12 protein-coding genes and 1 other RNA gene are annotated in these 14,299 nt (G+C 43.8%); 3 read left to right on the forward strand and 10 right to left on the reverse strand.

What is annotated here, in order from left to right:
- From QZ158_RS05985 to QZ158_RS06010, 6 genes are all read right to left on the reverse strand, one after another.
- Positions 1–797 (reverse strand): hypothetical protein (locus tag QZ158_RS05985; protein ID WP_293886704.1); only part of this gene is annotated, 797 nt, incomplete at its 3' end.
- A gap of 21 nt (positions 798–818) precedes the next feature.
- The gene (locus QZ158_RS05990) at positions 819–2,027 is read right to left on the reverse strand and encodes a hypothetical protein (RefSeq protein WP_293886706.1); all 1,209 of its coding nucleotides are present in this window, start codon (positions 2,025–2,027) and stop codon (positions 819–821) included.
- Between the two features lie 188 nt (positions 2,028–2,215).
- Positions 2,216–3,565 (reverse strand): glucose-6-phosphate isomerase, encoded by a 1,350-nt coding sequence (locus QZ158_RS05995; protein ID WP_007519938.1) that lies wholly within the window; start codon positions 3,563–3,565, stop codon positions 2,216–2,218.
- A gap of 299 nt (positions 3,566–3,864) precedes the next feature.
- Positions 3,865–3,963: signal recognition particle sRNA small type (ffs, locus tag QZ158_RS06000), an RNA gene on the reverse strand.
- Positions 3,964–3,991: 28 nt separating this feature from the next.
- Positions 3,992–4,462 carry a tRNA adenosine(34) deaminase TadA gene (tadA, locus tag QZ158_RS06005; protein WP_293886710.1) on the reverse strand — a complete coding sequence of 157 codons (471 nt, stop codon included), beginning with the start codon at positions 4,460–4,462 and terminating at the stop codon, positions 3,992–3,994.
- A 242-nt stretch (positions 4,463–4,704) separates the two neighbouring features.
- Positions 4,705–5,997 carry an adenylosuccinate synthase gene (locus QZ158_RS06010; protein WP_293886712.1) on the reverse strand — a complete coding sequence of 431 codons (1,293 nt, stop codon included), beginning with the start codon at positions 5,995–5,997 and terminating at the stop codon, positions 4,705–4,707.
- Positions 5,998–6,294: 297 nt separating this feature from the next.
- On the opposite strand from QZ158_RS06010, the gene gshAB reads away from it, so the two are divergent.
- Positions 6,295–8,547, forward strand: a complete 2,253-nt coding sequence (gshAB, locus tag QZ158_RS06015) for a bifunctional glutamate--cysteine ligase GshA/glutathione synthetase GshB (protein WP_293886714.1) — start codon at positions 6,295–6,297, stop codon at positions 8,545–8,547.
- A gap of 93 nt (positions 8,548–8,640) precedes the next feature.
- Here gshAB and QZ158_RS06020 read toward each other — a convergent pair whose 3' ends face one another.
- Positions 8,641–9,459 (reverse strand): ADP-ribosylglycohydrolase family protein, encoded by an 819-nt coding sequence (locus tag QZ158_RS06020; protein WP_293886716.1) that lies wholly within the window; start codon positions 9,457–9,459, stop codon positions 8,641–8,643.
- A 110-nt stretch (positions 9,460–9,569) separates the two neighbouring features.
- Between QZ158_RS06020 and hslO the strand changes: the two genes are divergently transcribed.
- A complete protein-coding gene (gene hslO / locus QZ158_RS06025) occupies positions 9,570–10,442 on the forward strand; it encodes an Hsp33 family molecular chaperone HslO (protein ID WP_293886717.1) in 873 nt (290 codons plus the stop codon).
- Complete coding sequence (gene dusB / locus QZ158_RS06030) at positions 10,429–11,409, forward strand: tRNA dihydrouridine synthase DusB (protein WP_293886719.1); 981 nt, start codon at positions 10,429–10,431, stop codon at positions 11,407–11,409. The genes hslO and dusB overlap by 14 nt, the downstream gene beginning before the upstream one ends.
- A 43-nt stretch (positions 11,410–11,452) precedes the next feature.
- On the opposite strand, the gene QZ158_RS06035 is transcribed toward dusB, so the two are convergent.
- Genes QZ158_RS06035 through QZ158_RS06045 form a run of 3 tightly spaced genes read right to left on the reverse strand, consistent with a single transcriptional unit; the run spans position 11,453 to position 14,104 of the window.
- On the reverse strand, positions 11,453–12,250 hold the full coding sequence (locus QZ158_RS06035; protein WP_048690738.1) for an NUDIX domain-containing protein: 798 nt from the start codon (positions 12,248–12,250) through the stop codon (positions 11,453–11,455).
- On the reverse strand, positions 12,251–13,033 hold the full coding sequence (gene pnuC / locus QZ158_RS06040; RefSeq protein WP_293886723.1) for a nicotinamide riboside transporter PnuC: 783 nt from the start codon (positions 13,031–13,033) through the stop codon (positions 12,251–12,253).
- Positions 13,034–13,045: 12 nt separating this feature from the next.
- Complete coding sequence (locus QZ158_RS06045) at positions 13,046–14,104, reverse strand: AAA family ATPase (protein ID WP_272080940.1); 1,059 nt, start codon at positions 14,102–14,104, stop codon at positions 13,046–13,048.
- Between the last annotated feature and the right edge of the window lie 195 nt (positions 14,105–14,299).

Here is a 14,299-nt window from a genome sequence, read left to right on the forward strand (position 1 = left end):
TCACCTTTTTTAGCAAGAAGGAAATCTCCATCTGATTGTTTCACAAACGTTAACTTATATTGGTCTGTCGTTGAAGATTTAAAACGGATCGTCATAGTAGTGACAATATCATGTGTTTTGTAGTCTTCATCTGCAGACAAAGAGAGAGAATAAATGGTATTATCTTTCAAAACTTCCTTGTAAGAAACGCCATCCTTACCAGTTTTGGAATCTCCGACTTTGAGGTTGTCATAGTAAGATGAGGTCATAAAATCGTCCTCAGCTTCGTCATAATTTCCTGAATAATAGAGATCCTGTAAATAATAGGTATCTCCCTCTTTCTTAAAGGTCAGTCTCATATCACGAACGGTATGGAATTGACTATAGGTATCATCCTGATCTTCTTCTAACTCGCCCCACTCTAAATCAATGAGATCTCTTCTAAACGAACCTTGCAAAGCTTTTCCGTGCTCATCCACAACATCTTCAATGGATGTTCCCAAATCTGGAGTTGAGTATGTGCCAAGCTCGAGGTTAGCCAAATCTGTAATGTTCCAAGAAAAATCAGTATCGTCTGGATCAATATATTTTCCAGCCTGATCACGTTTTGATTTCCCTGCATCAGCTTTCGGATGAAGGACTGGCGAGGAACTTTTAGCACTATTTGCCGCACCCATAGAATGGCCAAAGAAGAGACCGGTAATGACTCCTAAGACCGCAAAGCCACTAATACAAGCAATTAACAGACCTTTCCCTGGCTTCTTTTGATCACCAGTTTCTGGCACACCAAATGGTGCCTGTGATTGATTCGTATTCATCTTTCATCTATCTCCTCTATATTAAAAACGTTCTGGACCAATGTATAAGAAGTCCCCATCTGGTTGTGCTAAGAAGCGTAATGTCTTATAATCGTCTCCCACTTTAAGGTTGATCTTTGCAACCACTCGAGTAGAGTCATACTCTTCTCCATCAGCAGTGATTTTTGTCTCTGTACCTATTTGAACATTTTGTTTATGTTTCTTCAAAACTTCCAATAAGGAGGTTCCACCTTTACCAGTTTTCTTATCTCCTTTTTTCAGATCTTTGAATTCTTTCGTGCTCATCTCACGATCTGTAGAAGTATCTTCATCTTCATCGTCTTCACTCGCATAGACTTCTTCCAAGTTAAAGGCTTCTACAGATTTCAAATAATAGTTGCCATCCACTTTTTCAAATTTGAAATAAATATTTTGGTGAGAGGCGTTCTTTGCACGATCCCAAGTAAGAGTCATGCCTTTCTTTTCATAATCGACACTGGTAGCCAATCCATAAGTTTCAACAATCTGATCAGCAGTCAAGCCATAACCATCCTTGTTGCTATAACTTAATGCAGCAAGGTCTTTTAGGGTCCAAGTAAAGATTACCTCATCCTTTTCTGTAATAAAGCCTGTCTTTGTTTTCTTAGCTTCTTCACTAGCACGGTCTAATCGTTTGGTACGTTTGGCATCTGCTTGAGGCTTAGATGAATGTCCCCAGAAATAGCCAGCTCCGCCACCGATCAAGCCACCAAGAAAGAGGGCAAGAATAGAAAAGACGATAAAGTTAGTCCATCCACTCTTCGGTTTTGGCTGAACATTCCATTGTGATTGAAAGGCTTGAGGGTTCCCTTGTTGGTAGAAAGGATTGTTTTCTACCTGTGGCGCTTGATTTTGGAAAAATTGTTCCTGTCCTCCAGCTTGTGGTCCTTCTACTGGAGAAGACTGTTGGAAGCCTTGCGCTCCTGGTGCACCAAATGGCTCATAAGCTGTTTGGCTATTTTGTACTCCAAAAGGGTCTTGGAAGTTTTGGCCCGTTGAATCTTCAAGAGTTTCTTGAGCAGCCTGCCCCCCTTGTGCTCCAAAAGGCTCTTGGACGGTTTGACCCGTTTGGGCTTCAAGAGGTGGTTGAACAGTTTGTTCGTTTTGTGCTCCAAAAGGTTCTTGAACAGTTTGTCCCTCTTGTGTTCCAAAAGGTTCTTGAACAGTTTGTCCCTCTTGTGTTCCAAAAGGTGTCTTGTCTTCTGTTGTCATAATCTCTCCTTTACTAAAAACCTTCGCTCATCGTTCTTTCTACTTTTTTGTGATCATAGTTTGACGTGCAAAGTATAAATATAGTAGTTCTACTATATCATAAAACAGTCTATTTTTCCACCTCATTCTTTCTGAGATATGGAAAGCGATTAAAAAACGACCTCTTTCGAGATCGTTTTGTTTGTCTATTATAGACGAGCGTTGAGTTCTTTGCTCAATTCTTCAAATCCTGGTTTACCAAGAAGGGCAAACATGTTACGTTTGTATGCTTCAACACCTGGTTGATCAAATGGGTTGATAGCGTTCAAGTAACCTGAAAGAGCGATGGCCAATTCGAAGAAGTAGATGGTGTAACCGAGAGTGAAGGCATCTTGCTCAGGAAGAGTCACGTACATGTTTGGTACGTCACCATCTGTGTGGGCAAGAAGAACACCGTCAGTCGCTTTTTTGTTCACGAAGTCAACGTCTTTTCCTTGAAGATAACCAAGTCCGTCAAGGTCTTCTTCCAAAGTAGGAATGATCACGTTCTTGCGTGGTTTGTCAACACGGACAACTGTTTCAAACATGATACGAGTTCCTTCTTGGATAAATTGACCCAATGAGTGCAAGTCTGTTGAGAAGTTAGCTGAAGTTGGGTAAATACCTTTTTGGTCTTTCCCTTCTGACTCACCAGCCAATTGTTTCCACCATTCTGAGAAGTATTGAAGTGATGGCTCGTAGTTTACCAAGATTTCAGTCGCATAGCCTTTGCGGTAAAGGATGTTACGAACAGCTGCATATTGGTAAGCTTCATTTTCAGAAAGTTTGTCTGAAGTGTAGTCTTTACGAGCTGCGTTCGCACCTTCCATAAGGGCTTTGATGTCTGCACCTGATGCTGCGATTGGAAGCAAACCAACTGCTGTCAATACTGAGAAGCGTCCACCGATGTCATCTGGAACCACGAATGTTTCCCAACCGTTGGCATCTGCTTCAACCTTAACAGCACCTTTTTGGCGGTCAGTTGTAGCGTAGATACGTTTGTTGGCTTCTTCTTGACCGTATTTCTTAACCAAGAGTTCTTTGAAGACACGGAAAGCGATCGCTGGTTCTGTTGTTGTACCTGATTTAGAAATCACGTTTACTGAGAAGTCTTTGTCTGCAACATACTCTACCAAGTCAGCAAGGTAAGTAGATGAAATTGAGTTTCCAGCGTAAAGGATTTGTGGGGCTTTGCGTTCTTCTTTTGTTTGCAAGTTAGCAAAGTGGTGGTTCAAGAAGTCGATGGCTGCTTTGGCACCAAGGTAAGATCCACCGATACCGATCACAACCAAGACATCGCTGTCTGATTTGATTTGCTCTGCAGCTTTCAAGATGCGGTCAAATTCTTCGCGGTCATAATTTTCAGGAAGGTCCAACCAACCCAAAAAGTCGCTTCCAGCACCAGTTCCTTTACGGATTAATTCATCTGCTGCTGTTACTTGTGATTGCATGTATTCCACTTCATGTGGGGCAACAAATTTGTCCAAAACTTTTGAATAATCAAATTTAATATGTGACATGATATTCCTCCATTTTTTATTCCACTCTATCATATCGCTTTCATACTTATTTAGCAAGTAATTTATTGTTTTAAAACGCTTCCAATTTAATTTTTTATAAAGGAGCTAATCCTAGTAGCCATCTGAAAGCAATCGTTTGCGTAAGTCGGAAAATTTTAGCCCTATTAATAAGAATATTTTTGATTAAGAAGAAAGCCAATATGCTTTTTAAAATTAGAGGTTAGCTGAATTCATTATAGGTCCATTCCAACTAGATTCACTGCTCCAATATTCATCTGTGTCTTGCAGGCTTGATTCATTAAGAGCAATAGAAAAGAGCACACAGTTTACATCGCTTAGGGCTGCTGGATTCCTCCCCTGACCCGCTTCACGCAAAACTGTTGCTCCATTAATTAGTATAACACAAACTTTTGATTTTGGCTAATTTTATTTTTTCCTTCTCTGTCTGAAAAATTCCTGCATGATTTGAGCGCATTCTTCTTGGAGAACACCTGTCTCCACCTCTACTCGATGATTCAGGCGCTCATCCGTCAGAATATCATAAAGGCTGCCAGCTGCTCCAAACTTTTGATTTGCTGCTCCATAGACAACATGGGGGATGCGTGCCAGACCGATTGCTCCACTGCACATGACACAGGGTTCAATGGTCACAAAAAGCGTTGTACCCAGCAAGCGCCAGCTATTTTCATGCAGATTCGCCTCTTCGATAGCCATAATCTCCGCATGCATAACAGCCCGCTGCAGCTCCTCACGTGCATTGTGACCGCGGCCAATAATCTTACCTTCTTTAACCAAGACACAGCCGATGGGAATTTCATCATGAGCTAGGGCAGTCTCCGCCTCCTTCAAAGCTTCCCGCATAAATGCTTCTTTTTCTTCAATCGTATAATTCATCATTGTCTTTCTAAAACTATAGTCGTCTATCTCATTATACCACAAGCCTGCTGCACTTCTCAGAAAAAATAAAAGCCACCACTGAGGTGACTTTCAGGAGATTATTATGAAAAAGTTTAGGATTTTTAAACAAAGTAAGGAGGTCTTTGTTTATGCTATTAGTATAAAATATATATCTTAAATGAATCTTAAGATGAAATTTTCTTACAAAAAAGCACAAGAAGCAATTCCTTGTGCTGACTTTTTTATAAATTAGACCAAACGCTTTCCAAGATATTGGTCTGCTCGCGGCCAGGACCGACTGAGAAGGTAGAAATGCGAACGCCAACCAGCTCACTTACTCGCCGAACATAGTTGCGAGCATTTTCTGGTAGATCTTCTAACTTACGAACACCAGTAATATCTTCGGACCATCCAGGGAGCTCTTCGTAAATCGGCTTACAACGTTTAAGCTGTTCCAAACTAGCCGGATAATGGTCAATTCGCTGACCATCCAAGTCATAGGCAACACAGATTTTCACCGTATCCAGACCACTCAAAACATCGATGGAGTTAAGCGAAAGATTGGTAATCCCTGATACACGGCGGCTATGGCGCATAACAACAGAATCAAACCATCCCACTCGACGCGGACGTCCTGTTGTTGTACCATACTCATGACCCACCTCACGAATGCGGTCACCTACTTCATCGAAAAGCTCTGTCGGAAAAGGACCATCACCAACACGACTTGTATAGGCTTTACAAACACCCACAACTTTGTCAATCTTGCTAGGACCCACACCAGAACCGATCGTTACACCGCCAGCAACAGGATTAGAGGAGGTTACAAATGGATAAGTTCCTTGGTCAATATCTAGCATAACTCCTTGAGCCCCTTCAAAGAGCACTCGCTTGCCTTGATCCAGCGCATCGTTGAGGATGACAGAAGTATCTGTCACATACTGCTTGATTTGTTGCCCATATTCATAGTATTCTTCAAAAATATCATCAAAGTTAATTGCTGTACTATCGTACAATCTCTCAAAGAGGCGGTTTTTCTCAGCTAAATTACGCTCCAAGCGTTCTCTGAAAATGTCTCTATCTAAAAGATCTGCAATCCGGATACCAACACGCGCAGCCTTATCCATATAAGCAGGTCCAATTCCTTTAATAGTAGTTCCAATTTTATTGTCACCTTTGGCCTCTTCCTGCAGGCGATCCAGCTCAATATGATAAGGTAAGATAACATGAGCCCGGTCTGAGATACGAAGATTATCCGTTGTCACACCTTCTTCATGTAAATAATTCAGTTCTTTAACTAGAGATTTAGGATTAACCACCATCCCGTTTCCAATGACTGAGATTTTTTCTGGGAAGAAAATCCCTGATGGAATCAAGTGCAGTTTGTACTTCTTACCGTCAATCACGATGGTATGACCAGCATTGTCACCACCTTGATAACGGGCAATCACTTCGGCATTAGCAGAAAGGAAGTCTGTGATCTTACCTTTCCCTTCATCTCCCCACTGGGTTCCTACAACAACTACTGATGTCATAATTTTGTCTGAGCTGAGACAGCTCGTCCTTTCTTACATACAAGGCAGGAATCTCACCTGCTGGTATATCTTACACTTTATTATAAGAAATTTATTGCTATTTTTCAAGAAGAGATAGGGATTTCATTTGGATTTTAACTTTTGGAAATGAATTAGTTTTTCACAAAATCTGTTTTTTCTGAAATTTATCAGCTTATATTAAATAAAAGTTCGGAATTTTTGTAAAAGCGTAGTGGAAATTTGTTTTCTTTTTCCGTTTGTAATAGACTAGAATTACTATCATAGGACGGTGAAACGATGACGATTAATCAATTACTGCAGAAACTGGATACATCAAGCCCTATTCTCCAAGCGACCTTTGGTCTGGAGAGGGAAAATCTGCGGGTGACAACTGACGGACACTTAGCTCAAACTGCCCATCCTAGTCAGCTTGGTTCCCGCAATTTCCACCCGACCATCCAAACAGACTTCAGCGAGCAACAACTGGAACTAATTACACCTATCGCTCACTCGACTAAGGAAGCACGACGCTTACTGGGAGCTATCAGCGATGTGGCTGGCCGCTCGATTGACCAGAGTGAACGCCTCTGGCCCCTGTCCATGCCACCGCAACTGACCGAAGAAGAGATTGTCATCGCTCGACTGGAAAACGACTACGAGCGCCACTACCGAGAGGGCTTAGCGGAAAAATATGGTAAAAAACTGCAGGCCATCTCTGGCATCCACTACAACATCGAACTAGGGAAAGATCTGGTCACTGCTCTCTTTCAAGTCAGCTCCCACCATTCGCTCAAGGACTTTAAAAATGACCTCTATCTCAAGCTGGCTCGAAACTTTCTGTGTTTCCGCTGGATCTTGACCTATCTCTATGGTGCTGCTCCTTTGGCAGAAGCTGGCTTCTATAGTCAGGACATTTCCCAGCCTATCCGCTCTTTTCGCAACAGCGACTATGGCTATGTCAATGATGAGCATATTCAGGTGTCCTACGCTTCTTTGGAGCAATATATAACCGACATTGAAAACTACGTTCAGTCAGGCGAGCTCAGCGCTGAAAAGGAATTTTACTCAGCCGTTCGCTTCCGTGGACAGAAGCACAATCGTGCCTATCTGGAGCAAGGTATCACTTATCTGGAATTCCGCTGCTTCGATCTCAATCCTTTTGACCATTTAGGTATTAGCCAAGAAACCTTAGATACTGTCCATCTCTTTTTACTGAGCCTGCTCTGGCTAGATGATGTAGAAAATGTTGATACGGCATTAAAAGCTGCCCACGACTTGAACCAAAAAATTGCTTGTAGCCACCCGCTGACTGCCCTGCCAGATGAGGCAGACAGCTCAGCACTTCTCCAAGCCATGGATGAGCTCATCCAGCATTTTGAACTTCCAACTTACTACCAAAGCTTGCTTGAGCAACTTAAGGAGGCACTTCTGAATCCTCAGCTTACCCTATCTGGTCAGCTCCTGCCTCATATTCAGCAGGATTCCTTAATGCCCTTTGGACTAAAAAAAGCAGAGGAATATCACCATTACGCTTGGACTGCTCCTTATGCCCTCAAAGGCTACGAAAATATGGAATTATCCACTCAGATGCTACTCTTTGATGCTATTCAAAAGGGGCTTAATGTCGAAATCTTAGATGAAAATGACCAATTTCTCAAGCTTTGGCACGGTCATCATGTGGAGTATGTCAAGAACGGCAATATGACCTCCAAGGATAACTATGTCATCCCTCTGGCCATGGCCAATAAAACCGTCACCAAAAAGATTTTGGCTGCAGCTGACTTTCCCGTTCCAGCTGGAGCAGAATTTTCTTCTCTTGAAGAGGGACTGGCCTATTACCCTTTGATTAAGGATCGACAAATTGTCGTCAAACCCAAGTCAACCAACTTCGGACTGGGCATCTCCATCTTCCAAGAACCAGCTAGTCTGGAAGCTTACCGCAAGGCTTTGGAGATTGCTTTTTCAGAAGACCTTGCTGTCTTAGTGGAGGAATTTATCGCAGGAACGGAGTACCGCTTCTTTGTCTTAGACGGTCAATGTGAGGCAGTCCTCTTGCGAGTAGCAGCCAATGTCGTCGGAGACGGTCAACATACCGTGAGAGAATTGGTTGCCATCAAAAACGACAATCCCCTGCGCGGTCGAGACCATCGCTCACCGCTCGAAATCATTGAACTGGGGGACATTGAACTGCTCATGCTGGACCAGCAAGGATATGGACCAGATGATATCCTGCCTGCTGGAGTCAAGGTTGACTTGCGGCGCAATTCCAACATTTCTACTGGCGGAGACTCGATTGATGTCACAGACAGCATGCACCCATCTTATAAGGAACTCGCTGCGGACATGGCAAAGGCTATGGGAGCTTGGGCTTGTGGCGTTGACCTAATCATCCCTGACAGCTCTGCTATTTCCACAAAGGAAAATCCCAACTGTACCTGCATCGAGCTCAACTTCAACCCCTCTATGTATATGCACACCTATTGTGCTGAGGGGCCGGGACAAAGCATCACCCCTAAAATACTGGCTAAACTTTTCCCAGAAATGGACTGATAAAACACGAATCGCAAGGAATGCCCTGCGATTTTTATTTGATAACTATAGCAAAACTCTATAACAAGCACAATAAGTATTTAACTTACAAGCTTAAAACAAGCAGCTTTCCAGTAGTTCTTTATTGCGCAGCTGGGCTAACCAGTTGTCAGGAATCCCTTCCAAACCATAGATGATACCAGCCAAGCCGCCAGCAACTGCAGCTACTGTATCAGTGTCATCGCCCAAATTAACAGCTTTCAGGACAGTTTCCGGATAAGAAGTGCTAGTCAGCAGACACCACAGTGCTGCTTCCAAGGTATCCACCACATAGCCACTAGAGCGAATGTCATCTTCGGTCAACTCTGCTAATCTTTGCAAACGAGCATAGGTCGTACTAGTCTCTAAACCTGATAGTATTTCCGATAGTTGCTGGCCTTTTAAGAGCCTACGAGCAATATCCACATAAAGCTGGCAAGCCTCTACGGAAGTCGCATGGGCATGTGTAATACTGGAAACAGCCTCAACGTCAGATGGACCGGCTTCCGTAAAGGCAAGGGGCAGGATCCGCATCAAAGAACCATTTCCGTTGGAATATTCATCAGACAGACCGTGTCCTCTTGTCAAAGCTTCGCGAGTCGCATTTCCTACATCAAAGGTTAGACCATCTGGTGTATAAGCTCCCTCGAAGAGCCAATGTTTAAACCGCTGCTGCATATCAACAGGATCAATCTTACCTTTTGCCCTGATAGAATCACAGGTCGCCAAAACAAGGCTGGTATCATCTGACCAAGTGCCAGCTGGTTGCTGATGGCTGCCATATCCCACCATCTCAACTGCTTCAAAACTGCCACGGGTCAAGAATTCATACGGAACTCCTAATGCATCAGCCACTGCCAGACCATAGATAGCCGTTTTCAAAAATTGGTTCATGCTAGCCTCCTTTGTTTTATTATACTATTTTTGATCTTAAAATGCTTCCTAACCCAAAAAACAAGCGCAGTCGCGCGCTTGTTTTTCTTTTTTGTGTTAAAATGAAGGGTATGGACAAAATTATCAAAACTATCTCAGAAAATGGTTCTTTCCGCGCTTATGTGCTGGATAGCACAGAGACGGTTCAGACCGCTCAAGAAAAACATCATACTCAAGCAAGCTCTACCGTTGCACTGGGTCGTACACTGATTGCCAGTCAGATTTTGGTTGCAAATGAAAAAGGCCAGACCAAGATTATCGTCAAGGTCCTCGGGACCAGCTCACTAGGCGCAATTATCACAGTGGCAGATACTGAGGGCAATGTCAAAGGTTATGTACAGAATCCCGGTGTAGATATCAAAAAGACAGCTACCGGCGAAGTTCTGGTTGGTCCTTTTGTCGGCCAAGGCGAATTTCTCGTTATCACGGACTACGGTACGGGCAATCCTTACAACTCCATGACTCCTCTCATCTCTGGGGAAATCGGCGAAGACCTAGCTTTTTACCTGACCGAAAGCCAGCAGACACCTTCCGCAGTTGGCCTCAACGTCCTCTTGGATGAGAATGATAAAGTCAAGGTTGCTGGCGGTTTCTTGGTACAAGTTCTGCCTGGTGCTAAAGAAGCTGAAATTGCCCGCTTTGAGAAGCGAATCCAAGAAATGCCTGCCATCTCAAAACTGCTGGAATCCGATGACCATATCGAAGCTCTGCTGGCTGCCATCTATGGTGATGAGCCATACAAACGCCTGTCTGAAGAGGAAATCCGCTTCCAGTGCGACTGCAGTAAAGAACGCTTCATGAATGCCTTGGCTACCCTGCCAAAGGCTGACTTAGAAGAGATGCGTGACCAAGACCAAGGAGCTGAAATCGTCTGCCAATTCTGCCAGACAGCCTATCACTTTGACCAAAACGACCTGGAGGAACTGATTCGTGACAAATCTTAATACCCCTTTTATGATTGGAAATGTTGAAATTCCCAACCGCACAGTTCTGGCACCTATGGCCGGCGTAACCAACTCTGCTTTCCGAACCATTGCCAAAGAGCTAGGAGCAGGACTGGTCGTGATGGAAATGGTTTCTGACAAGGGCATCCAGTATAACAACGAAAAAACCCTCCACATGCTTCACATCGATGAAGGAGAAAATCCCGTTTCTATCCAGCTTTTCGGTAGCGACGAGGACAGTTTGGCGCGCGCAGCAGAATTTATCCAAGAAAACACTAAAACGGACATCGTTGATATCAATATGGGCTGCCCGGTCAATAAAATCGTCAAAAATGAAGCTGGAGCCATGTGGCTTAAGGATCCCGAGAAAATCTACAAAATCATCAACAAAGTACAGTCAGTTCTAGATATTCCTCTGACAGTCAAGATGCGTACTGGCTGGTCCGACAGCTCACTAGCTGTAGAAAATGCCCTCGCAGCTGAAGCTGCAGGAGTCTCTGCCCTTGCCATGCACGGACGGACTCGGGAACAAATGTATACAGGTCATGCGGATCTTGAGACCCTTCACAAGGTTGCACAAGCCCTGACCAAGATTCCATTTATCGCCAATGGTGACATCCGTACAGTTCAAGACGCTAAGCAACGGATTGAAGGAGTTGGTGCAGATGCGGTCATGATCGGTCGTGCAGCCATGGGGAATCCTTACCTCTTCAATCAAATCAATCACTACTTTGAAACAGGAGAAATCCTGCCTGATTTGACCTTCGAAGACAAGATGAAGATTGCTTATGAGCACTTGAAGCGCTTGATCAATCTCAAGGGTGAGCACATTGCCGTTCGCGAATTCCGTGGACTTGCCCCTCACTACCTTCGTGGAACATCTGGCGCAGCCAAACTCCGCGGAGCCATCTCGCAAGCTAGCACTCTAGCTGAGATTGAAGAACTTCTTCAATTAGAAAAAGCTTAATGACAAAAAAACAGCATCGAAATATTGATGCTGTTTTTGTATCTTATTGATCCGCTTGAGATTCGCTTTCTTTCCAGCGATAGGTCTTGCGTGGTTTTTTCTTAGGTACCCGCTTGACACCCACTTCTTCAACGTAAGAGCCATAGGTTACAAGGAAATTATTGGTTAAAATTTCTTTATCTGGATGGATCAGATTCACCAACTCGGTTGCTTCGTATACGGTGAAAGGCTCTTCTAGAAGATGGAGGAAGGTTGGATTCCAAGCCAAGCGCCCTTGGATCCGCTTGATGGATTCTTGAACAATCTCATAGTGGTCAAAGGCGAAATCTTCAGCTGTCAAGACACGTCCATCTAGAGAACATTCCCCTTGTTTGAAGTCCACATCAAGGAAAAGAACTTCTTTGGCATCATCTCCAGCTCGGACCAGATTGACGGCCTCCGCAGGCAAATAGACCAGGTGGGCGATGGTGATGACCCAGCCCCGTGGGTCCCGACCAGGAGTCGAAACTGTCATTAACTGCTCGACCTTTTGAGGGGTCAACTCTAGTCCAACTTCTTCTTGAACTTCGCGGATACAAGCCTGGATAGCATCCTCGTGCTTTTGCAAGAATCCTCCAACCAAGGCGACCCGATGCTGACAAGGGTGGGTTTTTCGGCGAATCACCAAGAGCTTCAAACGCCCCTCCACAAAGCAGTAGGCCACCATATCGGTAGTTACACTTGGATTTTCATAGGTGGGATGATCTTGCTCCTTATACCAACGGAGGAATTCTTCCTCGCTGACGACCGTCTCGTAGTATTCCTTTTCGTTCATCCCTTCCGGAATGCTGCTTGTTGCCATCTAAATAGCCTCCTTTTTCACAGCTTTGCTCCATTGGTACCAACCAACCAAGCTATTGAGGGTGTAGACCCAATACATTCCCTGAATATGGATGCTTTCTCCCCACCAGAGGTAGATACTGAAGAGGTTGGTCGCAATCCAGAAAATCCACTGTTCACGATAAAGACCAGTCATGAGAAGTTGACCGACTCCATTGGTCGCATCTGTCACACTATCACGGAAAGGTCGAGCGCTGTGGATACTTTTATAAGCATAGCCCATCCCGATCCAAATCAGAGCAGTTAGAACCAAATACTTGATCCATTCCATTAAGGTTAATTTCTTGGCTTCAAAGTGAGATTCTTCTGCCCCTCCTTGGTCATTGATCCGATTCGACAACCAGACATAGAGACCGATTGGTTGCATCACAAAGAAGTATAGGGTTGTCAGAACTTCTCCATAGAAGTTTTTGTTCAAGGCTAGGATGAGGTAAATCGCTGAGTTCACTGCTCCAAAGAGATAGTTACTAGCCCGACCTTCTGCTACTAGTATCACACAAACGATTCCTGTCCAGGAGGCAAAGAGCCCTAACCAATCGTGACTTGCTTCCTGATTGGTAAACTCTAGGACAAAGGGCACGCTAGACAAAGCAATCAGATACAGCCATTGTGTCAGAGTCCGACCTGCAAATAGGTCTTGCCAAAGGAGTTTCATAATTCCTACGAAGCCACGTTTGCCAGCTTCTCGATGGACATTTTTTAAATGCTCCCCAAATGTTTGAATTTTTTCTTGTAGTCGTTTCATGCTGCTTCTCCTTTAATCAGCTTGATAAATCGTATCGATGACACGCTTTGCTTCTTCGTAATTACCCAAGTAGTCTTGCCCGAGATAGGCTGTAGGGATATCCGAGAGGTATTGGTGGCGGAGGTGATCCAGGTGATTTGAAAAACTGGTGCGAATTTCATCATCTGCCATGGTCATATCACGGAAACCATCGTTGACATAGGATCCAATGGGTTGGACAAATAAGATCAGATCCCATTTTTCCTTAGCGAGGATACTAACGAATAAGTTATCAAAGGTATCCGTCATACTGGTCTCTTGGCCTTCTACTTCCATATAGTAGTCGTAATAGCCCTTGGTCACTAGTGAATTGGTATCCGCAATGACCAGTCCACGATTGGCACTACTATCGATTAATTTTGAGGTTTGATCGTATTGTCCGAGTAGGAGATAATAATAGTCCTTGGGGGTCAGCTCATCATCCCGTACATTGTTTCTGATCTGGTACTCCCGGGCATATTCTAAGCTCACTGGCGCATCATAGAAGCGGGCCAAATCTTTTGCCAAGGTCGTCTTCCCGTTACTAGCACTCCCCATAATGAGGACCTTTTTGGTAAACTGACGACGGAAGGGTTGCGCAATGTATTTCCAATACTTGCTGGGATTTTCCCGGATGAGGGTTCCTGAGATGCCAAACTGACGCTCCTGTAAGTGCGCTTGAAAGCCTCTCGCTTCAAGTTCCTCTTGATACGTTTTTTCCCCAACATAGAAGATGAGCTCTTCTCTCTCAGCATCATATTGAATGGTTTCTAAGGCTGTTTTCAACCAAGGCTCCCATCCTAAAGGATAGCGGGGAAGTTCTGTCTCGTCTAATTTATAAATTTGGGTGAGTTCATCATTTGAAAAACCTTCTCGAATATAGCGAAAACGTTTTTGCAAAGGAAGGCCAACTTCTTCTCCTCGGTCACCTTTGTAACCAGAGACAATCACACAAACGCGGTCGCATTGGCGTTTTGCCCGTTGAATTAAATCAATATGCCCTTGATGAAGGGGGGCAAACGTTCCAAATACTACTGCCACTTTTTCTTTCATCTAACTGGCTCCTTTATCATAATGTCAAAACATGTTTTGCTTATGATTTTATTATAAACTATAATTTCAATCTGTCAATACCTTTTTATAAAAAAATATAATTTTATAAAACAAAAATTAAAAAGATTCAACTCTGTATGTTATTATACAGAGTTGAATCTCTGATTTCAATCTTTTTTTAATTTTCTCAGTAGC

Source organism: Streptococcus sp. A12 (assembly GCF_905372335.1).
GTDB lineage: Bacteria > Bacillota > Bacilli > Lactobacillales > Streptococcaceae > Streptococcus.